A 24,117-nucleotide genomic window follows, 5' to 3' on the forward strand; every position below is an offset into this window, starting at 1 on the left:
CCCGGCGGACGATCCCGACCGGGAGCCGCCGCGCGGCCGGACCTACCGGCCCGAGCGCTATCCGGACGACGGCCCCGACCGGGAGCCGCCGCGCAGCCGCAGACGCCCGCGGGACGACGGCTGGGACTGGGCGGAAGAGGACCGATGACCGCCGAGGGCGAGGCCCAGACCTCCCCCGACCCGGTCGGGCCTGTGCCGGACGGGGGTCGGCACTGCCACGACCGGGCGGGGGAGCGCATCGCCGAGCGGCTGCTGAGCACGGTCAGGGAGGACCTCGGACGGGCCGACTCGAAGGCCGCCGTCCTGCTGTCGGGAACGCTGGCACTGCCCGCGTTCCTGATCGGCTGGCACGGCGCTCCGGGCTGGCACGGGCCCGCCGACGTGACGCTGGTCCTCGCCGCTGCGCTCTGGGCCGGCGCGGTGACAGCGCTGATCGGCGCGCTGATGCCGCGCACCCGCACGGTCCGCGGCTCGGCCGGGGTGACCTACTTCGGCGACCTGGCGGCCTCCCGCGACCTCGCGGCGCTGTCCGCCCAGATCGCCGAGGCCGGCCTCGATCCCGCCGAGTGGCTGCTCGTCCAGGCCGTGGACGTCAGCTCGATCCTGTCCGCCAAATACCGGGCCATCCGCTGGGGCATGGGCTCGCTCGCCCTGTCGGCCGCCCTGGCACTGGCCTGGGGTCTGACCCCGCGCTGACGCGTGGCCGGCCCGCACCAAGCACTCCATGCAGAATCGAACGAAGAATCAGGGGACGGCCGTGGGAAGAGTCACGGGAAGACGGCAGACAGGAAGGGGCCGGGTGCGCCGCACCGCGGTCCCGGTGCTGGCAGGCGCCGCGTTGTTCGTGTCCCTGCTGGCACCGGCCGGTCAGGATCCGGTGCCGGCGGCGGACTCCGTGCCGGCGTTCCCGGCGGTCAACTACGCGGTGGCGGTGGACGAGTCCGCGAGCCTCGCACCCGAGGACATGAAGGCCGAGAAGGCCGCCGCCGCACGGATCGCGCTGGGTGACGTGTCCTCGGACTCCCATGTCACCGTGTTCGGATTCGCCGCCGCCGAGTCCGGCGACCAGCGCGCGGTGGACCCGGTGTGCCCGCGCACCGGGCTGGACGCGGCGGGCCGCGACACGATCGGTGCCTGCGTCGACAAGCTGCACAGCCGTAAGAAGGACGAGGGCACCGGCACCGACTTCCCGAGCGCGATACGCCAGGGCGTGCACGACCTCACCGACGGCACCGACTCCTCCCAGCCCCGGGTGCTGTTCCTGCTCACCGACGGGTACATGGACGTCACCGACAGCCCCAAGTACGGGCCCCCGGAGCACCGCAAGGCCGAGGGCGAACGGCAGCTGGGCCTCGCGCTCAAGGAGGCCGCCGCGCAGAACGTGCAGATCTGGCCGCTGGGCTTCGGAGACCAGCCGCGACTGGACGAGCTCAAGCGGATGGCCGCCGGCGGCTACCAGAAGGGCTGCGTCGACCTGTCCTCCGCCAGGCCGCAGCCCCACAAGGTCAAGGCCGCGGACATCGGCTCCACGCTGGAGGACATCTTCGCCGCCGCCCACTGCATGCGCCACGAAGAGGGGACCAGCAAGCGGCCCCCCGCCACCCTGGAGGTCGGCATCTCGCCGCTCGCCACCGTGGGCAGCATCGTGGTCGACAAGGGCGACCCCGAGGTGAAGGTCACCTACTACGACCCGAGCGGCGCCAAGGTCCCCACGCACGGGACGTACAAGAAGTCCCAGTTCGAGCTGGCGGGCGGCAACGGCCCCGTGGAGGCGCTGAAGATCGTCGACCCGCTGCCCGGCACCTGGAAGGTGAAGGCCGAGGCCCCGGAGGGACACCGCTCCCTGCCGGTCTCCGTCAGCGTGCTGTGGCAGGGCGAGCTGCGCGGCGCCATCACCATGGACCCGCCCTCGCCGCAGCCCGGGGACAAGGTCACCGTGACCATGCGGCTGCAGACCCGCGAGGGCTACGAGGTCAAGGACCCGCGCGACTACGCGGGACTGCGCGTCCGCAGCGAACTGACCGGTGCCGGTTTCAGCCCCCTCGCGCTGGACCTCACCGACGACGGCAAGACGCCCGACCCCACGGCCGGCGACGGCTCCTTCACCGGCACCGTGCGGATCCCGCAGACCGCCACCGGGGCGCTGAAGGTGAGCGCCACGCTGACCGCCTCGGGGCTGCGCGCCGACACCCGCAGCGAGGGCGGCTGGGCCGCCCCCGGCCAGCTGCCCGTCACCGCCGGACTCGACCTGCCCGCGGCGAGCACCCACCCGGGCGGCACGATCAGCGGCACCCTGTCCGTCCACAACACCACCGGCAGCGCGCACACCCTGCGGCTCGCCGTGGCCGATGTGCAGCCCGGGCTGCTCTCGGTCAGCCCCGCCGAGATCACGGTCGAGCCCCACGAGTCCGGCACCCGGAAGGTGACCATCGAGGTCGCCCCCGCGAACGTCTTCGGCGACCGCCTCGGCGACGACGGGCTCAAACTCGCAGGCACCGTCACCGTCGTCGACACCACCGACCACGACCGGACCCTCCAGGGCCTCCCGCTCTCCGTGCGGGTCACGCCCAAGCCGGGCATCTGGGACCAGTACTGGTGGGCGTTCCTGGCCGGCGCCGCCCTGCTCGTGCTGCTCGCCGCGGCGGCCACCGTCTGGGCAGGGCATCGCCGCAAGAGCCGGGACCCGAACGGCCTGGTGCTGCGGCTGGTCTCGGAGGACGGCAGCGTCCTCAACGAGCACCGGGCGGGCCACGGCCACAAGCAGTGGTACGAGTTCGCCGTCGCCGAACCCCACCGCAGCCCGCGCATCGAGCGCCGCCCCCACGGCCCGTACGCCGTCCAGCGCAGCCCCGAAGGCGGAGCGGTCCTGCGCAAGCGGGGCGGCCGCCGGACCCCGGTGCCCGCCCGGGGGCAGGTCCCCCTGACCGACACGCTGCACCTGGCCCTCGGCGGCGGTGACGGCCCGCCACCGAGGAAGGGCGGCAAGCCGCAGCCGCCCCCCACCGGCCCCGCATCCAGTGCCGGCGGGGGCGGCAGCGGCAGCCCCTACGGCGACTACGAATGACGTGCGGGCGGGCGACACCTCGCCGCCCGCCCGCAGGCCCACCGCTCCGCGGCCACCACGCCGCGCACCCACCACGGACGTTCCCAGCACGAACCCGCGGCCGCCCCGGCCGCGAGCGGGGAGGAAACCATGAAGATCTTCCAGCCGATGCTCTTCGTCGGCCTGGGCGGCACCGGGGGACTGGTCGGCGCCGAACTGGAACGCAGGCTGCGCACCGAGCTGTGCGGTCCCGACGGCATGGCGCTCAGCCGGCAAAGCGGCCACGCCCCCTTCCAGCTGCCCGACTGCCTCCAGTTCGTGTACGCGGACTACAGCGAGAGCGACCTGCAGCGGCTTCCGCAGTTCAACGTGGACCGGTCGCTGCGGGCCGCCTACGCCCGTACCTCCCGCGCCACGCACAACCTGCTGCCGAACTTCGACAGTTCACCGGAAGTGACCAAGATGCTCCGGGCGAGCCTGCGCGAGGAGGTGGCCGGCTGGCTGCCGCCGATCATCGACGAGCCGGAGGTCACCCCGCTCCACAACGGCGCCGGGCAGCTGCCCACCGTCGGGCGCGCCGCCCTGTTCGCCACACTGCGCTACGGCCTCGGCCCGGTCCTGGACCCGCTGCTCCAGGCGATCGACGCGATCGCCAAGTCGGCGGGCCAGCTGAGCGAGCTGGGCGGCGGCAAGGTCAGCGGATGCGACGTGTTCGTCGCCTTCTCGGTGGCCGGCGGCACCGGCGCCGGGATCTTCCTGGACTACCTGCACCTCATCAACCACGCCTTCCAGCTGCGCCGCTTCGACGGGGTGAAGATCTACCCGCTGGTCGTCATGCCGTCGTCGTTCTCTTCCTCGACCGGCGGCGGACGCGAGGCGGAACTCAACGCGGCCCGGTCCTTGGTCGACCTGTTCCGGCTGGTGGACCGGCAGAACGCGCCGCGGGAGGGCGCGGAGATCGGCGACCTCGACCACGACGCCAGCTTCGGCATCCGCTACCCGGGCTCCACCCCGGTCCGGCTGCGCACCGGCATCCTGCCCACGGCGTTCCTGTTCAGCCCGACCGCCGGCATCCGCGCGGACGACCTGCGCCGCTCCATCGTCTCCCTGGTGATGTCGCTGATCGGCACCGAACTGGGCGACGGCCGCTCCCGGGGCCGCAAGATGGCGGCCGACGACGACTACCAGACCTTCGCCGCGAGCTTCATCAACCGGGGCGTGGCCCGCGGTTCCCTGTCCCCCACCGGGATCGGCCGGCAGGGCGTCTCCACCAGCCTGGTGGCCGCCATGACCGCCCCGATGGACCAGCTGGCCGACCTGGTGGCCGGGCGGGTGCTGCGGGAGGCGGTCACGGACCTCGTGGAGCGGCCGCGGGCCGCGCTGCGGGACGGCGCGGTGCCGATGATCCGGCAGCTGTTCGCCGACTCCCACCTGGAAGAGCTGTGGGAACGCAGGCAGCTCGCGGTACCGGAGCCCGATCCGCTGCCGCGCGGCGGCCGGAACATCGAGCAGGCGCTGGGCGAGCGCATCGCCGACATGCAGCGGCTGGTGTCCGACCTGCGGGCCGAGGCCGACCGCCAGGCCACCGTGATGGCCGACCGGTTCGCGCCGCGCCCCGCCATCGACAAGCTGCTGCAGAGCGCCGACCCCTTCCTCGCCGAACGCGTCGTCAGGGGCATACCCGACAGCGACGAATCCATCGCCCGCCTCGGCTTCCTCGGCATGCTGGACAGCCGCGCCCGCGCCCCGCAGCGTCCGTCCGGCGTCACCGAGCAGCCGCCCAAGATCCCCAGGATCAAGGGCCAGTTGGGCGGCCTGGCACCGGCCCGCTGGGGCGACGACGACGTGCAGGCGGCCATCCAGGAGCAGGACGCCTGGTACCAGTGGCGCTGCCGGTCGGTGTGGCACGAGGCCTGGCGGGAGCAGCAACAGCACTGGCAGCCCCAGGCCGACGCGGCCGGGACCGACCTCGACCGTCTGGTGCGGGCCTTCCGCAGCCACTGCGACCAGGAGCGCAAGCACTCCGCGCAGAAGGGCCACGAACTGTACGAGGACCGCACCGGCATCTCGTACCTGCTGCCGCCGCAGCGCAACCTCAACCACTTCTACGAGGACGTGGTCGCCCGGCTGATCCGCCGCGAGGGGCTGCGCGAGAACGACTACGAGGCCGCGCTGCTGCTCAAGCTGGTCGACGGGGACACCTGGCGCCAGGTCCACGCCCGCAGCCGCCGCGACCCGGAGGGCGCCGTCGCACAGGTCAAGGGGCAGCTGGAGGCCCGCATCACCCGGCTGTTCGCCGAGAGCGGCACCCAGTTGGAGGAGCGGCCGCTGCTGCCGTCCATGGGCACGCTGCTGGCCGCCGCGGCCGGCAGCCAGGACGCCACCGACCAGGTCAGCAAGGAGGCACTCGACCTGTTCGGACGCAAGCTGACCGGGCTGCTGCCCGTGGGCTTCACCCCGGAGGGCACCGGTGTGCTGCGGGTCCTGGTCACCCACCCGCGCGTGCAGGCCGTGGAGGAGGTGCAGGAGTACCTCGGCAAGACGCTGCGGCTGCCCTCGGACGCGAAGAACTCCGTGGAGTACCGCGGGGTGGAGAGCGACTCGATCACCGTGGTCCTCTTCCGCAGCGAGATGAGCCTCACCCAGGTGCCCGAGGCCCGCAAGGTGCTCCGCCAGTGGGCCCGGGCCAAGGAGTCCGAGCAGGCCCAGGACGTGCTGCGGTGGCGCCAGCGGCTGGGCTTCCGGGACAACTGGATGGTCAGCAGCGAGGAGGACCGGCGCACCATCCTGCACCGGCTGCTGTGCTGCCTGTGGAACGGCCAGGTGGACGTGGTGGACGGCGACCCGGCGTCGCCGGAGCGGGTGCGGCTGCGGCTGTTCCCCGAGACGGGCTCCAACGTGCCCGGAGTCCGGCTGCGCCTCGGCGACTTCCCCGGCGGTGTGTCGAGCTGGGCGGAGCTGCTGCGGTCGTACGAACGCTGGACGGTCCTCGACGACGAGCGGACCGTCGAGGACTACTGCCGCGAGCTGATGGGAGCTCAGCCGGTGGGCCTCGCCCGCACCGGCAGCGAACCGCATCCGCTCTTCGTCGACCTGGTCGAGAAGATCGCCCCGCGCCAGCTGGAGCTGCTCGCGGACCGCCGGGAACGGGGCGGCGAGCGGGTCGAGGGCTGGGTGCGGCCGCTGTGGGAGTTCTGGGCGGAGACCCTCCCGGCCGCCCTGGACAAGGAGTTCGGCGATCAGCGCGCCGTCCAGCCGACCCTGCGCACCCTGCTGGAGCACGTGCGCGGCGGCACACCGGCGCGGCCGCGCGTCCGCGACGACATCCCGGAACCCCGGCGCGTGGCACCCGATGACGACGACTGGGGCACGGGACCCATCTCCTCCTTCGAAACCCACGGCCGCGAGGACGAACGGGACGAGCCGGGCAACAGGAACGGCACCGGCGGGTACGGCAACGACAGGCCGTACGGCGAGGACAGGGCGTACGGCGACGAGAGGCGGCACCGCGACGAGCGGCGGCACGGCGACGAGCGGTCGTACGGCGACGAGCGCGGCAGCCGGTTCCGGAAGGACGACGAGGACGGCAGGCACAGCTGGGCCGACGGGAACGGCCGCAGCGACGGCCGGTCCCCCTCCGGCTCCGCGGGCGATGCGGACGGACGGCCCCGCCGCGACGACGTGCCTCCGCCGCCCTGGGACGAGCCCGGCGACCGCGACGGCGACGAGCGTGACCGCCCCCGCCGCAGCCCCTGGGACGGTGACGCGCAGTGAGCATGCCCCAGGACTTCGGCTCCGTCATCCATCTGGACCTGCGGGCCGGAGCGGCCGAACTCGACAGCGCCTCGGCCCTGCGCGCCAGGGTCGCCCGGCAGCTGGGCCGGGCCGGGCTGCCGGAACCCGACGAACCCCTCTTCCTGGTGGTCGACACCCCGGCCGGGCTCACCGACCACCAGCTCCAGTACGAACTGCTCACCGGCTTCAGGGCCGTGGGAGAGGTCAGGCTCCTGGTGCTGCTGGTCGGCAGCGCGCCGGGCTCGTACGCCGGTGAGGACGAGGCGTTCCAGCCCGACCGCCGGCTGGTGCGGCCCGCCGTCCTGCGGACCTCGGGCACCGCGCTGGTGTGGGCCGGCGATCTGCGCTCCGCCCGCACCGCGATGGAGCAGCCCGCGCCCGACGACCCGGACGCGCTGGCGGTGCTGGTGGGCGTGCTGTCGGTCCCGGACCTCTACCTCGAGGTGCTGGACGCCGTCGGCTCGCTGCCCGAGGCCGTCGCCGCGCCCGGGGTCCGGCTGCTGGAGCAGGACCTGCCGCCGGAGGTGCGCGACCGGGCCTGGCGCGACGCGCTCACCCGGTTCGCGGGCGAGGACACCGATCTCGCGCCGGACGTCCTGCTGACCGCCTCGTCGGGAGCCGATCTGCCGGAGCCGCTGCGCGCCCTGGTGGCGGTCCGCGGCGGCCGGGACCAGCGGCACCGGGAACCCGGCGGCGTGGCGGAGGACGCCTACCGCACCTGCGCGGACGCCCTCGACCACGCCGAGGACGCGCTGGCCGGGCTCCAGGGCCTGCCCGGGCTGCTGCGGCCCACCCGCAGGGAGGCGTTCGAGGCGGACGTCGACCAGGCACGCGAGGCCCTCGACGAGTACCGGGACCTCGTCGGCACGGCCCTGCGCGGCGGCGGTGGCACGACACCGTCCGCCGCCGAGTCGGCCGCCCGGCTCGCGGCCCTCGGGCTGCGGGTACCGTCGGCCGAGGGCATGGGCGAACGGATCGGCGAGGGCCTCAAGGAGTTCGCCGGGAAGCTGCTGGGCCAGGGACTGCCCATGCGGGCGGTGGCCCAGCGCTTCACCGGCCTGGCCGGGCGGGTGGAGCCGGTACCGGGTTCGGCGCTGCTGCCCAAGCTCGCCGACTACTCCGCCGACACCGTGGCCCGGCAGTCCGGGACGGAGGGCACCACGGTCCCCGGCCTCCCGCTGGCCGCCCCGCTGGCGGCCGTGGCGGGGCTGTTCGGCGCGCTGTGGCAGGGGCCGTACCTCGCGCTGGCCCTCGTCGTCCCCCTGCTGTTCGTCGGCATGGCGGCTCTCGGGGCGGCCCGGCTGCGCGGCGCCGGACGCCCCGGCCGCTGGGCCGTGGCCCCCCGCATCGCGGCGTTCGGCGGCGCGGCGGCCGGGGCGGGCCTGGCGTACGCGACCGGGCCCTCGCTCTGGGCGGGCGCGTTCGGCCTGCTCGCGGGTCTCGGCGTCGCGGGGGAGACGGCCCGCCGGCTCTGGCGTGCCGCGGCGGGCGCCTGGGCGCCGGGCCGCACCACGGCCGTACTGCGGCAGGCCCTGGACGGGCTCGACGGCCTGCTCGCCGAGGCGGTCCGGGAACACTGGGCCATCGAGGAGCGCCTGTACTGCGCCGACGCCGCCCGCTCCGTCGCCGGCATGCTGCGGGCGACGGCGGCCGCGGCGGAGGCCGAAGCGGCACCCGAGCCCGAGCGGCTCGCGGCGTCCGGTGCCTTCGCCGAGCCGGGCGACCGGGCGCCCGCCGAGGACGACTGGCTCGACGGCCCCTCCGCACTGGAGCCGGACGACGCCTTCGCCGCCTCCGACGACACGGAGGGCGACTGGGCGAGCGTGTACGCCTGGCAGGAGCCGACGTGGGAGGAACCGGCCGAGCAGGAGGACCGGCACAAGGAGACAGGGGAGAGCCGGGAGAAGAACCCCGCCGCGCCCTGGGAGGAGCGCACCAGGGGGGTGCCGCGCTGGCTCGAGCGGGAGAGCGGCGAAGGCGGACCGGAGCTGGTCGCCACCCTGGCCGCGGATCTGACGGACGCCGCCCTGGAGGCGATGAAGCACTACTGGGGTGCCGTCGAACGCGGCCAGGCCGGCACCCGTGCCGTGCGGCGCACCGAGGAACGCGTCCACGAGCTGCTGTCGACCGCGCGCCGTCACCTCCAGCACAACGGCGTGCTGGCCCCGCCCCCGTTCGCCGCCGCCCGCCGTGTCCGCGCCACCTCGGCGAACCTGCTCGGCACCGACCCGTACGGACCGGCCGAGCTGGTCGGCGCGGAGGCCGACCGGCAGGCCGTGGTGCAGCTGTCCTCACCCGAGCAGGGCGCGTTGCTCAGCCGCGACCCGGCGGCCGCGGTGTGGATCAGGTTCGCACCGCGGGCCGTTCGCGACGAGGTCGAGAAGGCCTGGCGGTCGAGCGGCTCGGCCCAGCCGGAGGAGGTCCTGTGGACGTCGTCCGGACGGTACGCCGGCCTGGTCCGGCTCACCCCGCTGCGGATGGGCGTGGTGGACACCATCCGGCCCCGCTACGGCTCCGGGCCCGACGACGGGCCCCAGCCGTACGACCGCCGGAACCCGGACGAGCCGAGGAACCGGTACGACGAGCCGAGGAACCCCTACGACCGGGCGGACCCGTACGACTACGACCGGGCGGACTCGAACGACGGTCCGCGCTCGTACGACGGGGCGGGTTCCTTCGAGGTGCCGCGCTCGTACGACGGGACGGATTCATACGAGGGGCCGCGCTCGTACGACGGAACCGATTCCTACGACCGGGCGGACTCGTACGACGGGACCGACTCCTCCGACCGGGCGAGTTCTTACGGCCGGACGGACCGGACGGACCGGGAGGACCACGCGGACCGGGAGGACCACGCGGACCCGTACGGCCGGCCGGACACGGATCACCGAGGGGACGGTGACCCCTGGTGACCCGCACTCCGCACCCCGGCCGCCCGCACCCGTACGGCCCGGCGCACACGTACGAAGGAGAGGACCGTCGGTGACCAGCTCCGTGCATCCCCCTCGGCCCGGGCCGGGCGGTTCGTCCCCGGACAAGCTCGCGTTCACCCTGCCCTCGGGCCGGCGCCGGGTCACCCCGGCCCGCTTCGGCCGCGAGTCCCGCCGCGACCGGCTGCTGCCCCAGCTGATCCGCAACTGCCTGCTCGACGACGCGGAGCAATGCGTACAGGTACGCCTGACCGCCGCCGACGCGGCCAACCCAGCGGCGCGCGCCCTGCTGGACACCGAGGCAGGCACCGCCCTGCACCTGCACCGCGTCCTCGACGACACCGAGTACGCGGCGCTCTTCCCGAGGATCATCGGCTACGAACTGGACACGGCCGAGCCGTTCCTGCTGTACGCCGCACCGCGCGGCATCGCCGCCGCGCGGACCCATGTGATGGCCGCGACCGACCAGCAGCGCTTCACCCGGGACCTGATGCTGGCCCTGTGCCTGCTGGACGGACTGGGCCTGGTGCCGCGCGGCCTCTCGCCCGCCACCGTGCTCTGGGACGGCGCCGGGGTCCAGCTGTGGGGGCTGGAGGCGGTGACCCGGACGGGACGGCCGAGGAGCCCGTGGGGCCGGCAGCCCTTCTGCTCGCCCGAACAGCGCCAGGGCCAAGGGTTCACCGACGCGCGGGACGCCGTGTGGAGCGCGGCCCAGGTGCTCTACCGGCTGGTCACCGGCCGGACCGGACCGGCCGACCGGGCGCCCGCCGACCTCGGTGAACACCGGGTGCTCGACCAGACGCTCCGGCAGGCATTCGCCCCGCGGGCGGCCGACCGGCCGACGCCCGCCCAGGTGCTCGACCTCGTGGCGCCCGGAGCCGCCCGCCGCGTCCGGCTGACTCTGCCCCCCGACGAGATGCGCCCGCACCGGGAGGCCTTCGAGGACTCCCTGCGCCTCAAACGGCAGGCCCCTGTCGCCCGTTCCGAGGACGGGTCCGGGGCGGCGGCCGGGCGCGGCACCGGCGAGGTGCTCTGCCCGTACTGCCTGGAGACCATCCAGCTCGATCTCACCAAGCTGTTCATCACCGACAGCAGGATGCAGTACAAGCCGCTGGACCTCGCCGGCATCAAGAACCCGGTCCGGCGCAACGACGTCATGCGCGGCGCCGTCCAGAAGTGCACGGCGGACGCGGACTTCCCCGAGCACTTCATCCCGGTGCCCTATCTGACGTACGGCCGCCCGCTGACCGTCGCGATGGTCGGCCAGTCCTCCACCGGCAAGAGCCATCTGCTGACCCAGATGATCGCGGCCGTCACCGACGGCGGCCTGGAGCCGTTCGGGCTGAAGTGGCAGTCCGTCAACCCGGAGCAGCACGCCCGGTTCGTACGGGAGCGGGTACAGCCCCTGCGCAGCGGCCAGGTCCTGGACCACACGGCCGCCCTGGGCCTGGACGACTTCGCCCGCTTCGTGGAGTCGCTCCTGATCACCGACGCCCGCGGGCAGGTGCGCCCGGTCGCCTTCTTCGACCTCGGCGGCGAGGACCTCGTGCGGACCGATGCGGCGCTGCGGTTCCTGCTCGGGGTCGACGCCCTGATCTTCGTCGTCGACCCGGCGCTGGCCCTGCCGCTGCCCCAGCTGGACCACGTCAGGGAACGCTGGGGGGTGGAGGTGAACCGGGACGGCGACCTCGCCTTCGGCACCGTCCTGGACCGGCTGCCGAAGAACGGCCCGTACCTGGACGTACCGGCCGCGATCGTACTCGGCAAGGCGGACCTCCTCCGCTTCCAGCCGCCCGTCGACCGGTGGCTGAACCGGCCGCCGGCGACCGCGCTCGACCCCGCGCTGACGCACGAGGAGAGCCGGGACGTGTACGGGCTGCTGCGCCGGCACGCCGGGCAGGCGTGGCTGCGCCCCTTCGACGCGATCCGCCGGTGCACCCTGCACATCGCGTCCGCCACCGGCGGTCAGGAGGCCCACGGCCGCTATCCGGCGGGCGCGGGACCCCGGCGGGTGCTGGAGCCGCTGCTGGCCCTGCTGGCGATGCACGGGCTGATCGACGTGGCGGGCGGCGCCGAGGCGTTCGCCGTCGGAGAGACGCCCGTCATCGAAGCGGTGCCATGGGAGGAAACAGAGGAAACAGCGGGATCCGGGGGATCCGGGGGAGAGGAACTTCAGTGAACGGCTTCCAGGACCGGGACTCGGTGCACCAGGTCGTCTTCCGCTGGGACGGCAACCACGGCCGCCAGGGCACCGGCATGAACGCCGTCGCCCACTCCTGCCCGGCCGAGCGCGCCGGGGAACTGGGCCGGGAACTCGGCCCGTTGCTGTGGGTGTCCGGCGCGGCGGCGGCACGGCCGAGCGTGGTGCGCACCCTGTCCCGCGACGGCGACGTCATGCTCGTACAGCGCTGGCCGACCACCGACCGGGGCGGCCGGCCGAGCACGGTCAGTCATGTCCTCGTCGGTGACCCCGAGATCCTGAACACGTGGCAGTGCCTCGGTCTCGCCTACCGGGGCTGGGGCAGGCCGGAGAAGGCCGAGCAGGCGCTCGGGAAAGAACCCAAGATCGACTGTGCGGATCTCGACGATCTGGCCCGGCGCCGGCTGCCGGACATGCTGGAGCTGCTGCCCACGGTCAAGCACGCGCTGACGCTGGTCACAGCGGAGTTGCTCCGCGATCCGGCGCAGCGGGTGTCGCTGCGTCTGGAGGAGCAGACACCGCATGGCTGGCCGGACCGGGACGGGGTGCCGCTGGTCTATCTCGGGCTGTACCTGCTCTTCGGGCGCTGGCTGCGCCAGGAGTGGACGTTCGCCACCTACGACACGGTGGACACCCACCCCCTGCGACTGACGTCCGTCCCGCGCTGGGAACCGGACACGGGTGGGTCCGGCCCGCTGGCCCGGGTCATGGGCCGCCCGCCGGCCCAACCCCGGTTCGAGCACCAGGCGGCTGCCGAACTGGTGAAGTACCTCCTCGCGCATCCGCAGGCCTCTGCCGGTGTGCCGCACCTGGTCGATGAACTCGCCGACGGCGCGGCCCTCGACTGGGAGCGACGGCGCGCCCGGCTCCGGGACATCCTCGACACCGACCGCCCGACGAGCCGCAGGACCGCGGCGCCCGCACCCCGCCCGGCGGGCGGGGGCCCGGCGCCGGACTGGGAGCGGGGCCGGGATCGGGATCGGGACCTGGATCCGGACCGGCACCCGGCGCAAGAACGGTATGGGCGACAGGAGCGGTCCGCGGATCGGGAGCAGGAGCGGTATGGGGGTGGGGAGTCGGTTCGGGATCGGGAGCAGGAGCGGTACGGGCGCCAGGAGCCGGGTGGGGATCAAGGACGGCACGGGCGCCAGGAGCCGGGTGGGGATCAAGGACGGTACGGGGTTGAGGGGCGGGCCCGGGAGCAGGAGCAGGCGCGGGCCACGTTCGGCCCGGAGCTCCGTCCGGAGCCCGCGTCCGCACCGCCTTCGCGCCCCTGGCAACCGCCCGCGCATGGGTCAACGCAGGGGCCGACGCAGGGGCCCGCGCAAGGGCCGGCGTACGAGCCCGGATACGAGCAGGGGTACGAGCCCGGATACGAGCCGGGGCACGAGCCCGGGTACAAACCCGCGTACGAGCCCCTGCCCGGTGGGCCGCTGGGGTCCGCGCCCGGCGGGGGGCTTCCCGCGGCCGACCCGGGCGTCCGGGCCACCCTCCAGGCGGAGCTGCGCGACCGCCGGCGCGGGGACATCAGGCGGCGCGGCCTCCTGAAGGCGCAGCTGAGCGAGCAGTCCGACGAGTTCCTCCTCGGCGAGCTGCGCTTCGGCCAACTGCCGCAGGACGCCCTGGATCTGGTCCTGAACGAGTTGGGCAAGTCCGGCCGCACCGCGGCACGCGATCCGCAGATGCAGCACGCCCTGTGTGCGGAGGTGCTCGGCAGGGACCTGTACTTGACGCCGCAGGAACACAGCGGGGAGTTCGCGTCGAGGACCGCCATGGTGGACCGGGCGGCCGTGCTCTTCCGCTGGGCCGTGGCCCCGCTGGCCCGGAACGAACGCTATCTGAGCCAACTGCGGGAGTTTCTGTACCGGATGAGCCGGGACCCCCACCCCACCACGGGCAACTGGCTCTGGCAGACCATCGTCGATGCGCCGGACGACCAGGTCCCCGACCTGCCGCCGACCCTGTGGCGCCAGATCCTCAAGGACGCGATCAGCCGGAGCAGCAGACCGCCCGCCGCCCCACCGGAGCCCCGCTCCGCCCCGCCGCCCATGGCCGCCCTGACCCGCCCGGCCGCGCCCGAGTCCTCGGCCCTCACGGACCAACAGCCCTCCTTCACCGACTGGCTCACCGAGCAGTTGAACAACACGGGCTGCCTGATCGGGAGCGTCGTCGTCCTCTTCATCGTCGTGCCCATCATCGTCATCGTGATGATCTCCCTATGACGAGGAGCGATATTCCGTGGCGCCCGGGGGCGTAGCTCTCTAAGGTGGGGTGCACATCACGCGGTGGCCGGTGGCCGCCGCCGTCGGTCGAGTGGAGAACGGGAGGTGTGACCAATGGCTGTCACTGTGCTGGGCGCTGCCCTCATCCAGGAACTCCTCAAGTCCACCTCCGTGGCCACCGGCTGACCGATCCGCGCCGACTGCGCACGCCGGGGCCGCCCTTGTGAAGGGTCTCCCTTGACTTCCACCTCTGAGTTCTCCGCGCTGGCTCCTTACGGCTGGGACGACGCCTGGGCCGACGCGTTCACCCCGTACGAGGCCGAAGGGCTGCTGCCCGGGCGGGTGATCCGGGTCGACCGCGGGCAGTGCGACGTGGTCACCGCCGGCGGTGTGCTGCGAGCCGACACCGCCTTCGTCACCCCGCACGACCCGATGCGGGTCGTGTGCACGGGCGACTGGGTCGCCGTCGAGCCCGGCGGCAACCCCCGCTATGTGCGCACGTATCTGCCGCGCCGCACCGCCTTCGTGCGCTCCACCTCCTCCAAGCGGTCCGAGGGGCAGATCCTCGCGGTCAACGTCGACCACGCCGTCGTCGCCATCTCCCTCGCCGTCGAACTCGACCTCGGCCGGGTCGAACGGTTCCTGGCCCTCGCGTGGGAGTCCGGCGCACAGCCCGTGGTCGTACTCACCAAGGCCGACCTCGTGCCGGACCCGGTGACGCTGGCCCACCTCGTCCAGGACGTCGAGACGACCGCGCCCGGTGTGCCCGTGGTCACCGTCAGCGCCCTGCACGGCGACGGCCTCGACGTGCTCGTCGCTCTCGTCGGCTCCGGCACGTCCGTGCTGCTCGGCCAGTCCGGCGCGGGCAAGTCCACCCTCGCCAACGCGCTCGTCGGCGAGGACGTCATGGACGTGCAGGCCGCGCGGGACGTCGACGGCAAGGGCCGGCACACCACGACCACCCGCAACCTGCTGCCCCTGCCCTCCGGGGGCGTGCTCATCGACACCCCCGGACTGCGGGGTGTCGGGCTGTTCGACGCAGAGGGCGGGGTCGGGCAGGTGTTCTCGGAGATCGAGGAACTGGCCGGCCGGTGCCGCTTCCACGACTGCGCGCACGAGACCGAGCCCGGCTGCGCGGTGCGCCTGGCCCTGGAGAGCGGGGAACTTCCGGTCCGGCGGCTGGAGAGCTACCGCAAGCTGATGCGGGAGAACCAGTGGATCGTCGCCAAGACGGACGCCCGCCTCAGGTCCGAGATCAAGAAGGACTGGAAGCGGAAGGGGGCGCAAGGAAAGGCGGCGATGGAGGCCAAGCGGGGACGCTGGACGTAACCCTCCGAGAAACGGCCGACGACCTCCTGGACGAGTGGGACGACCAGAGGGACGACCCCGCCCTCTGGTCGCCGCCCAGCTGCACGTCCGATTTCCGCTAGCCCACTCCCGCGGTCGCGTCCCACACTGGAAGACGTGATGGACGAGGACACCAGGTACGAAGCGGTGCGCAGCCGGGACGGACGGTTCGACGGGGCGTTCTTCTTCGCCGTGGAGACGACCGGGATCTACTGCCGGCCCAGCTGCCCGGCGGTCACTCCGAAGCGGCAGAACGTGCGGTTCTTCCGGACGGCCGCCGCCGCGCAGGGCTCCGGCTTCCGCGCCTGCCGGCGGTGCCGGCCGGACGCCGTGCCGGGCTCCGCCGAGTGGAACGTCCGCGCGGACGCCGTCGGCCGGGCCATGCGACTGATCGCCGACGGCGTCGTGGACCGCGAGGGCGTCGCAGGACTTGCCTCCCGGCTCGGCTACAGCGCCCGCCAGGTGCAGCGGCAGCTCACCGTCGAACTCGGCGCCGGCCCCGTGGCGCTCGCCCGGGCCCAGCGTGCGCACACCGCCCGGGTGCTGCTCCAGACCACCGACCTGCCGGTCACCGAGATCGCGTTCGCGTCCGGGTTCGCCAGCGTGCGGCAGTTCAACGACACGATCCGCGAGGTGTACGACGCGACGCCGACCGGGGTACGGGCCGCCGCACCCCGGGGCAGGGGAGCCCGCCGGGCCACCCCGGGCGCGGGCATCCCCCTCCGGCTCGCCCACCGCGGCCCCTACCAGGCCGCCGCCGTCTTCGACCAGCTGGCGCGGGAGGCCGTACCCGGCGTCGAGGAGGTGAGCGGCGCCCCGGGCGGCCGCACCTACCGGCGCACCCTGCGGCTGCCGTACGGCACCGCCATCGTCGCCGTCCAGGAGCGCACCCGGGTGCCGAGGGCGGCCGGCGGCACGCATCCGGGCGGCTGGCTCGACGCCCGGCTGCACCTGACCGACCCGCGGGACCTGACCACTGCCGTGCAGCGGCTGAGGCGGCTGTTCGACCTCGACGCCGACCCGTACGCGGTGGACGAACGACTGGGCGCCGACCCACGGCTCGCCCCGCTGGTCGCCGCCCGGCCCGGCCTGCGCTCGCCCGGCGCCGTGGACCCGCTGGAGCCCGCCGTAGGGGCGCTGGTGGGGGTGGCCGGAGCGGAAGCCCTGGTCCGGCGCTACGGCAAGGCGCTCGACGCGCCCTGCGGCAGCCTCACGCACCTCTTCCCGGAGCCCGCCGTCCTCGCCGAGGCCGAGTTCGAGGCCGGCGGTCCGCTCGGTGCGCTCGCCGCCGCCCTCGCCGACGGGACCGTGCACCTGGACCCGGGTGCCGACCGGGCTGACGCCCAGAAGGCGTTGCTCGCCCTGACCGGCATGGACCCGGCCGTCGTCGCCGCCGTCCGCGTCCGCGCGCTCGGCGATCCCGACGTGGCCCCGCCCGGCGTGGACCTGCCGGACGCCTGGCGGCCCTGGCGGTCGTACGCCATCCAGCATCTGCGAGTAGCCGGGGAGTTGACCGACTGATGGAGACGACCTACTGGACGGACCTGGCAGCCCCGCTCGGCCGGCTCCTGCTCACCGCCGACCCGGACGGCGCGCTCACCTCGCTGTCCGTGCCCGGGCAGAAGGGCGGGCGGGTCGTCCAGGACGGCTGGCGGCACGATCCCGGGCCCTTCCGGGCGGCCGGGGAACAGCTCGCCGCCTACTTCGCCGGTGAACTCAAGGACTTCCGGCTGCCGCTCAGCACCCACGGCACCGAGTTCCGTGAACGGGTGTGGGCCGCACTCGACTCCGTGCCGTACGGCGCCACCACCACCTACGGCGAGATCGCCGCGCGGATCGGCGCACCCCGCGCCGCCGTCCGGGCCGTCGGCGGGGCGATCGGCGCCAACCCCCTGCTCATCGTGCGCCCCTGCCACCGTGTCATCGGCGCGGACGGCTCGATGACCGGATACGCGGGCGGACTTGAGCGCAAGGTGTGGCTGCTGACCCTGGAGGGCGTGCTCCCCGGCCCGGACTAGTTCTCCTCCAGCCCCCAGCTGTGCACCCGGCGCGGAGGGACACGGATCAGCTCATCGCTGAGGTGCGGTCCCAACTCATGGGGGTCCACGAGGAGTTCGGCGTCGCCGCGGATGTCGACGCCGCGCACGCGCCGGCCGTGCGGGGCGACGGTGGCCCTGCGGCCGAGCCGCTGCGAGCGCAGATCCGACAGCCCGGCCTCGCTGGATTCGGTCTTGACGGCAGCCAACCACGGCCGCCCGTACGGCACATCGGCTCTCCGCCCCAGGGCGGACGGCCTACGCCGAGTGGGTGGACCGCTGGTGATGTTCCGGCGCCCCGCTCCCGCCTTGTGGCACGGTCGCCTCTGACGGGCGACGGAAGGGCGGGCGTACATGGCCAAGGTCGGACGAGTCCTCGTAGCGCTCCTGATCGCGCTGCTGCCGGAGACGACGGCGACGGCCGTCGCCGAACCCGCTCCGCCGCCGTGGACGGGCAGTTGGGAGACGGCCCCCTCCGGCACCGCCGCCGCGCTGCCCGGTGCCGCCGTCCGCAACGTCGTCCACCTCAGCGTCGGCGGCACCGCCGTGCGGATCCGGCTCAGCAACCGGCTCGGCACCACGCCCCTGTACCTCGGCGCCGTCACGGTCGCGCTCCGGCGGGCCGCCGGGCCGGACGCCGTGCCCGGCACCCTGCACACCGCCACCTTCAGCGGCGCTCCGACGGCCACCGTCCCGCCGGGCCAGGACCTGCTCACCGACCCGGTACCGCTGCCCGTACCGGCCGCCGCCGACCTGCTGGTCACCGTCCTCACCCCGGTCGACAGCGGCCCGGCCACCTACCACCGCACCGCCCTGCAGACCAGCTTCGTGGCCCGCGCCGGCACCGGCCACGCGGCCGACGAGGACGGCTCCGCGTACACCACGGCCATCAGTTCCTGGTACTACGTCACCGGCGTCGACGTCCTCGGCAGCGCCGCCGGCAGCATCGTCGCCTTCGGCGACTCCCTCACCGACGGCACCGGCTCCACCCCCGACACCAACCGCCGCTGGCCCGACCGGCTCGCCGAGCGCCTGAGCGGTGACCGGCTCGGCGTCCTCAACGCCGGAATCGCCGGCAACCGCCTGCTGCGCGACGGCGCCGGACCGAGCGCCCTGGCCCGCCTGGACGCCGACGCCCTCGACCGGGCCGGGGTGCGGGTCCTGATCGTGCTGGAGGGCATCAACGACATCAAGGGCACCCCCGAGGCGACCGACCCCGCCGCCTTCGCCACCGCGTACCGCGCGCTCGTCGCCGGCGCCCACGCCCGGGGCATCCGGGTCGTCGGCGTCACCCTCACGCCGTACGGCGGCCATCCCGCTTACACCCTGGCCAGGGAGGCGGTCCGGCAACAGGTCAACGCGTTCATCCGCACCGGCGGCGCCTTCGACGCGGTCGCCGACGCCGATGCCGCCGTCCGCGACCCGGCCGCCCCCGAGCGCATCCTGCCCGGTTACGACCCCGGCGACCACCTGCACTTCAACGACACGGGCATGCGCGCGGTCGCCGACGCCGTGGCCCGCGCTCTGGTCGTCAGCCGGCCCGCATTTGCAGCGCCAGGGGCGCGGGGAACTGCGCGACCAGCCACGCACAACCCGCAGTCGGCCGCAAACAGCACCCCCGACGGAACTCAGCCCCACACCACCGCCCCCACCCATGCCCCCGCGATCAGCAGACACGCGAAGAACTCGGCGAGCACGCTGGAGCCGCCCGAGCGCATCGTCGTGCGCAGCGCGGCCATCGCCTCGCCGTGCCGGCCGAGCCGCAGCCGCTCGTGCAGGTAGATGCCGGCCATGAAGCCGGGCAGCGCGCCCAGCACCGGGATCAGGAAGAAGCCGAGGAACGCGCCGACACCCGCGTACACGCCCATGCGGGGCGTCGCACCGCTCGCCCGCAGCCGGCGCGGCGGCAGCAGCCAGCGCACCACCAGGGACAGCAGCAGCACCGCGGTGGCCCCGACCAGGACACCCCAGGCCACCGGCTGCGGGTCCTGCAGCGCCCACCACAGGACCGCGGCCCACACCAGCCACGACCCCGGCACCCCGGGCACCAGCACTCCGCACAGGCCGAGCGCCATCACCACGCCGACCAGCAGGAGTTCCCACGCTCCCATCTGCCCAGAGTGCCGGAGGACCGAAGAAGCCGCAGGTCAGCGTGAGCCTTCGCGGGACACCCAGCCCCGCTCGCAGGCCTGCCGGCCCCACTGCAACCGGGTCGTCAGGCCGGTCAGCGGCTGCACCGTGGCCAGGGAGCAGTCGGCGACCACCAGTCTGGTCGGCACCCGGTCCACCACCTGCACCTGCTCGTCCCGGCCGAGCGCGGCGGTCAGCTCGGTGAGCCCGTGCGGCAGGTCCAGCACCGAGCGCTCCACCACCACCCGGTAGCGCACCCCGCGCCCGGCCGCCTGCTCCTCCGCGTCGTTGTCCATCCCGGAGACCACCACCCGGTTTGCGGGTGACCAGCGCGCACACCTCCTCGGTGGCGCCCAGCTGGAGCCGGAGGAAGCGCTGTGCGAGCGCCGAGGCGCCGGTCACCACCTCCACCAGGTCGGTGCACCTCTGGCCAGGCGGCCGCCGCCCGGTACTCCCCGGCCGACAGCGCTGCAGTCGGCTCCGCCTTCTCCAGCTCGTGCCGCTGCCGGGTGAGCAGCGCGCCCAGAGCCACCCCGGGCGGCCCGGCCGGGCCGGGGACCGGGCCGCCAGACCCTGCCGCTCCAGCCTGCGCAGCGCGCGCTCGGTGTCCGGATCGGCCACCTCCGTGGCGCGCAGGGACACCAGCGCCCGGTACCCCGACCCGTGCGTCTCGTCCAGGCCTGTCGCTGCCGGCATCGACCCACGTCCCGGCCCTGAGAACCAGCCGTCCGCGCCCCGCGCCCCGGTGGAAACCGGCCATGGCACAAACCCGCGCCGCCCATCATCGTCCCTCTGCGCAGGCGGCAGCACCCGAGGACGCGCGGCCGTGTTCACGGCTCACAGCCGCGTCCCAGGAGACCAAGCCATCATCAGGCCATTCGGCCGGCGCCCTCGGCGGCACTGGTCGCAAGGGTCGGTGACCCGGGCCCGCACGTGCGCGAGCGCACGAAGGGGATGCGGGGCCGGGCCACTGCGGATGTCGCCGGGCGGTCCTCCCGTGGGGGGTGGGGCCGCCCGGCGGCCTTCTCCCTTCTCCCGTACGGGAGTTCGGGCTGTCCCTCGATGCGCCGTTCGGGGCGCGCTCGTGCGCCGGATTTTCCCGATGCCCCGTTTTCAACCGGCCCGTGCGGTGGACAATTAGGGGCATGAGCCAGCAGGGGGGTAGCCCCGCCCGTCATGAGGACGACTGGTGGGGACAGCTGTACGACGACGACTCCACCGAGGACACGGGCCCCACGGCCGCGCCCGATTCCCTGGACGACCGCTTCGCCTCGGCGAAGAACGCGGTGACGGGGCGGCCCGGCGGGGCGGCGGTCCCGTCACAGCGAGCCGCGTCACCACCGATCACTCCGATCACTCCCACCACGTCCCCGCCGCCCGGTCCGACCGGAACCGGCACCGCGTCGCCCCTGGGCACCGCGCCACCCAGGCAGCGCGCCCCCTGGGAACCCCCACCCCGCGAGCCCGCGACACCGCCGGCCTTCCCACCCGTGCCGGCCGAAGCCGCGGACCAGCCCTCCGCACCGGCCACCCCGCTCGACCTCCCGGCCCCACCCCCCTCCTCCCTCGACTACGTCGGCTCCGGACCCCCCACCTACGACCCCGAGCCCACCGCTCTGCCCGCCGCCGACCCCGACGACCTCGGCGAACTGGTCTCAGACACCGTGCTGGACGGTGCCCGGTACGGGGCCTGCACGCTGCGGGCCGTGTCGTCGCGCGGGGACTCGGGGCGGTTCCGGGGCGAGCCGCGCCGGGACGCGCTGCTCACCGCACGGTTCGGGACGGGGGAGCAGGCGCTGCTCCTCGTCGCGATGGCGACCGGCGCGCGGGCCACACCGGGCGCGCATCTGGCGGCGGCCGAGGCCTGCCGGCTGATCGGGCAGGCCGTGGGCCGCAGTCATCGCAGGCTGGTCGAGGACGTCCGGGCCGCCCGGCGCGGTGAGCTGAAGTCCGGACTGCACCGTCTGACCGACCGCAGTCTCGGCAGACTGCGGGCCGACGCCGTCGAACAGGACCTGGACCCCGAGGAGTACACGGCGAGCCTGCGCTGTCTGCTGCTGCCCGCCGACCCGGACTGCCGCACCCGCGTGTTCTTCGGCGCGGGCGAAGGGGGCCTGTTCCGGCTGCGGAACGGCGAGTGGCAGGACATCGAGCCGCGCGTGTCCCCCGCCGACACCGCCGGCGGACCCGTCCTCGGCTTCGGCTCGTCGCCCGCCGAGACCCCGGAGGGCGACCGGCTCACCATGGACCTCGGCATCCCGACCCCGCCGAGCCCGTACGAGCCGGCCCCCGAGCCGCCCCGTGAACCCTTCCGCTTCCGCGCCTCGGTAGCCCGTCCGGGTGATGTGCTGGTGATGTGCACCGGCGGGCTCGCCGACCCGCTGCGCGGCGAGCCCGCCCTCTGCGCCTACCTGGCCCGGCGCTGGTCCAGCCCTACCGCGCCCGGCCTCGCCGCGTTCCTCGCGGACGTCCAGGTGCGGGTGAAGGGCTACGCCGACGACCGTACGGCGGCGGCCGTGTGGGAGGCGTAACCGCGGCCCCTGTGGATTGATGGAACGGGAGGGGGCGGATCCCGGGACACCGAAGGGGCAGCCGACAGCCATGGCCAAACAGAACGTCGCCGAACAGTTCGTCGACATCCTCGTCCGGGCCGGCGTGCGCCGCCTCTACGGCGTCGTCGGCGACAGCCTCAACCCGGTCGTGGACGCCGTCCGCCGCAACTCCGCCATCGACTGGATCCACGTACGCCACGAGGAGACCGCCGCTTTCGCGGCCGGCGCCGAGGCCCAGATCACCGGCAAGCTGGCCGCCTGCGCCGGCTCCTGCGGCCCGGGCAACCTGCACCTCATCAACGGCCTGTACGATGCCCACCGCTCCATGGCCCCGGTGCTCGCCCTCGCCTCGCACATCCCGGCCGGCGAGATCGGCCTCGGCTACTTCCAGGAGACCCACCCGGACCGGCTGTTCCAGGAGTGCAGCCACTACAGCGAGCTGATCTCCAGCCCGAAGCAGATGCCCCGGCTGCTGCAGACCGCCATCCAGCACGCGGTCGGCCAGAGCGGGGTGAGCGTGGTGTCCCTGCCGGGCGACATCGCCGCCGAACCCGCCCCGGACAAGGCCCCCGAGAGCGCCCTCGTCACCTCCCGGCCCACCGTCCGGCCCGGCGACGCCGAGATCGATCGGCTCGTGGAGATGATCGACGCGGCAGGCAAGGTCACCCTCTTCTGCGGCAGCGGCACGGCGGGCGCGCACACCGAGGTCATGCGGTTCGCGGAGCGGATCAAGGCGCCCGTGGGACACGCCCTGCGCGGCAAGGAGTGGATCCAGTACGACAACCCGTACGACGTCGGCATGAGCGGGCTGCTCGGCTACGGCGCCGCCTACGAGGCCACCCACGAGTGCGACCTGCTGATCCTGCTCGGCACCGACTTCCCGTACCACGCCTTCCTGCCGGACGACGTGCAGATCGCCCAGGTCGACGTACGGCCCGAGGTGCTCGGCCGCCGCTGCCGGCTCGACCTCGCCGTGTGGGGCGATGTCCGCGAGACGCTGCGCTGTCTGATCCCGCGGGTGCGGGAGAAGACCAGCCGGCGCTTCCTCGACAAGATGCTGAAGAAACACGCCGACGCGCTGGAGGGCGTGGTCAAGGCGTACACGCGCAAGGTCGACAAGCACATCCCGATCCACCCCGAGTACGTGGCCGCGGTACTGGACGAAGTCGCCGACGACCAAGCCGTCTTCACGGTGGACACCGGCATGTGCAATGTGTGGGCCGCCCGCTACCTCTCGCCCAACGGCCGTCGCCGGATCATCGGTTCCTTCTCGCACGGCTCGATGGCGAACGCGCTGCCCATGGCGATCGGCGCCCAGTTCACCGACCGGCGCCGACAGGTCGTCTCCCTGTCCGGCGACGGCGGATTCTCCATGCTGATGGGCGACTTCCTCACGCTGGTGCAGTACGACCTGCCGGTCAAGGTCGTGCTGTTCGACAACTCCTCCCTCGGCATGGTCGAGCTGGAGATGCTGGTGGCGGGCCTGCCCTCGTACGGCACCGCCAACACCAACCCCGACTTCGCCGCCGTCGCCCGCGCCTGCGGCGCCCACGGGGTGCGGGTGGAGAAGCCCAAGCAGCTCGCCGGGGCGCTCAAGGACGCCTTCCGGCACAAGGGGCCCGCCCTGGTGGACATCGTCACCGACCCCAACGCGCTGTCCATCCCGCCGAAGATCAGCGCGGAGATGGTCACCGGGTTCGCGCTGTCGGCCTCGAAGATCGTGCTGGACGGCGGCGTCGGCCGCATGCTCCAGATGGCCCGCTCCAATCTGCGCAACGTCCCCCGGCCCTGAACGGGCCGACCGGAGCGATGGTTTCCGGCCAGATTCACGCCATGTGACGACCCGTCGGCCTCCGCCGCCG

Annotated in this window: 13 protein-coding genes and 2 pseudogenes; 12 read left to right on the forward strand and 3 right to left on the reverse strand. The window is 74.1% G+C overall.

Annotation, left to right across the window (positions count from 1 at the left end; genetic code table 11):
• The first annotated feature begins 144 nt into the window (after positions 1-144).
• The 9 genes from AQI88_RS14435 (at position 145) to AQI88_RS14475 (ending at position 17,555) form a co-directional block, all read left to right on the forward strand.
• Positions 145-696: a Pycsar system effector family protein gene (locus AQI88_RS14435; protein WP_066998132.1), complete on the forward strand. Its 552-nt coding sequence runs from the start codon at positions 145-147 to the stop codon at positions 694-696.
• Positions 697-724: 28 nt separating this feature from the next.
• On the forward strand, positions 725-3,064 hold the full coding sequence (locus tag AQI88_RS14440) for a VWA domain-containing protein (protein WP_398696967.1): 2,340 nt from the start codon (positions 725-727) through the stop codon (positions 3,062-3,064).
• A 129-nt stretch (positions 3,065-3,193) separates the two neighbouring features.
• Positions 3,194-6,817, forward strand: coding sequence for a tubulin-like doman-containing protein (locus AQI88_RS14445; protein WP_066997785.1), 3,624 nt, complete (start codon positions 3,194-3,196; stop codon positions 6,815-6,817).
• Between the two features lie 2 nt (positions 6,818-6,819).
• Positions 6,820-9,750: a hypothetical protein gene (locus AQI88_RS14450; protein WP_066997788.1), complete on the forward strand. Its 2,931-nt coding sequence runs from the start codon at positions 6,820-6,822 to the stop codon at positions 9,748-9,750.
• A gap of 70 nt (positions 9,751-9,820) precedes the next feature.
• Entirely contained in the window at positions 9,821-11,947 is a 2,127-nt protein-coding gene (locus AQI88_RS45910) for a hypothetical protein (RefSeq protein ID WP_066997790.1), read from the forward strand.
• A complete protein-coding gene (locus AQI88_RS14460) occupies positions 11,944-14,190 on the forward strand; it encodes a hypothetical protein (protein ID WP_066997792.1) in 2,247 nt (748 codons plus the stop codon). Before AQI88_RS45910 ends, AQI88_RS14460 begins: the two co-directional genes overlap by 4 nt.
• A gap of 237 nt (positions 14,191-14,427) precedes the next feature.
• Entirely contained in the window at positions 14,428-15,519 is a 1,092-nt protein-coding gene (gene rsgA, locus AQI88_RS14465; protein ID WP_066997796.1) for a ribosome small subunit-dependent GTPase A, read from the forward strand.
• 138 nt (positions 15,520-15,657) lie between these two features.
• Positions 15,658-17,058, forward strand: coding sequence for an AlkA N-terminal domain-containing protein (locus AQI88_RS14470; protein ID WP_208615789.1), 1,401 nt, complete (start codon positions 15,658-15,660; stop codon positions 17,056-17,058).
• Positions 17,058-17,555, forward strand: a complete 498-nt coding sequence (locus AQI88_RS14475; RefSeq protein WP_066997801.1) for a methylated-DNA--[protein]-cysteine S-methyltransferase — start codon at positions 17,058-17,060, stop codon at positions 17,553-17,555. The genes AQI88_RS14470 and AQI88_RS14475 overlap by 1 nt, the downstream gene beginning before the upstream one ends.
• On the opposite strand, the gene AQI88_RS14480 is transcribed toward AQI88_RS14475, so the two are convergent.
• Positions 17,552-17,782 carry a PNPOx family protein gene (locus tag AQI88_RS14480; protein ID WP_066998134.1) on the reverse strand — a complete coding sequence of 77 codons (231 nt, stop codon included), beginning with the start codon at positions 17,780-17,782 and terminating at the stop codon, positions 17,552-17,554. The genes AQI88_RS14475 and AQI88_RS14480 overlap by 4 nt on opposite strands.
• A 145-nt stretch (positions 17,783-17,927) precedes the next feature.
• Between AQI88_RS14480 and AQI88_RS14485 the strand changes: the two are divergent.
• Positions 17,928-19,100, forward strand: a pseudogene (locus AQI88_RS14485) (GDSL-type esterase/lipase family protein); the annotation flags it as partial.
• A gap of 101 nt (positions 19,101-19,201) precedes the next feature.
• Here AQI88_RS14485 and AQI88_RS43035 read toward each other — a convergent pair.
• Complete coding sequence (locus AQI88_RS43035; RefSeq protein WP_079057571.1) at positions 19,202-19,684, reverse strand: DUF456 domain-containing protein; 483 nt, start codon at positions 19,682-19,684, stop codon at positions 19,202-19,204.
• A 111-nt stretch (positions 19,685-19,795) separates the two neighbouring features.
• Positions 19,796-20,399, reverse strand: a pseudogene (locus AQI88_RS14490) (TrmB family transcriptional regulator); the annotation flags it as partial.
• A gap of 449 nt (positions 20,400-20,848) precedes the next feature.
• Here AQI88_RS14490 and AQI88_RS14495 point away from each other — a divergent pair.
• Positions 20,849-22,234, forward strand: coding sequence for a protein phosphatase 2C domain-containing protein (locus AQI88_RS14495; RefSeq protein WP_066997805.1), 1,386 nt, complete (start codon positions 20,849-20,851; stop codon positions 22,232-22,234).
• Between the two features lie 70 nt (positions 22,235-22,304).
• Positions 22,305-24,047, forward strand: coding sequence for a pyruvate dehydrogenase (locus tag AQI88_RS14500; protein WP_066997808.1), 1,743 nt, complete (start codon positions 22,305-22,307; stop codon positions 24,045-24,047).
• The last annotated feature ends 70 nt before the right edge of the window (positions 24,048-24,117 follow it).

It is taken from the genome of Streptomyces cellostaticus, assembly GCF_001513965.1.
GTDB classification, from domain to species: Bacteria; Actinomycetota; Actinomycetes; order Streptomycetales; family Streptomycetaceae; genus Streptomyces; species Streptomyces cellostaticus.

Excerpts from the sequence above, each read along its gene's own strand:
- AQI88_RS14435 (WP_066998132.1), top strand. The coding sequence starts at position 145 with ATGACCGCCGAGGGCGAGGCCCAGACCTCCCCCGACCCGGTCGGGCCT.
- AQI88_RS14440 (WP_398696967.1), top strand. The coding sequence starts at position 725 with ATGCAGAATCGAACGAAGAATCAGGGGACGGCCGTGGGAAGAGTCACG.
- AQI88_RS14445 (WP_066997785.1), top strand. The coding sequence starts at position 3,194 with ATGAAGATCTTCCAGCCGATGCTCTTCGTCGGCCTGGGCGGCACCGGG.
- AQI88_RS14450 (WP_066997788.1), top strand. The coding sequence starts at position 6,820 with ATGCCCCAGGACTTCGGCTCCGTCATCCATCTGGACCTGCGGGCCGGA.
- AQI88_RS14470 (WP_208615789.1), top strand. The coding sequence starts at position 15,658 with ATGGACGAGGACACCAGGTACGAAGCGGTGCGCAGCCGGGACGGACGG.
- AQI88_RS14475 (WP_066997801.1), top strand. The coding sequence starts at position 17,058 with ATGGAGACGACCTACTGGACGGACCTGGCAGCCCCGCTCGGCCGGCTC.
- AQI88_RS43035 (WP_079057571.1), bottom strand. The coding sequence starts at position 19,684 with ATGGGAGCGTGGGAACTCCTGCTGGTCGGCGTGGTGATGGCGCTCGGC.
- AQI88_RS14495 (WP_066997805.1), top strand. The coding sequence starts at position 20,849 with ATGAGCCAGCAGGGGGGTAGCCCCGCCCGTCATGAGGACGACTGGTGG.
- AQI88_RS14500 (WP_066997808.1), top strand. The coding sequence starts at position 22,305 with ATGGCCAAACAGAACGTCGCCGAACAGTTCGTCGACATCCTCGTCCGG.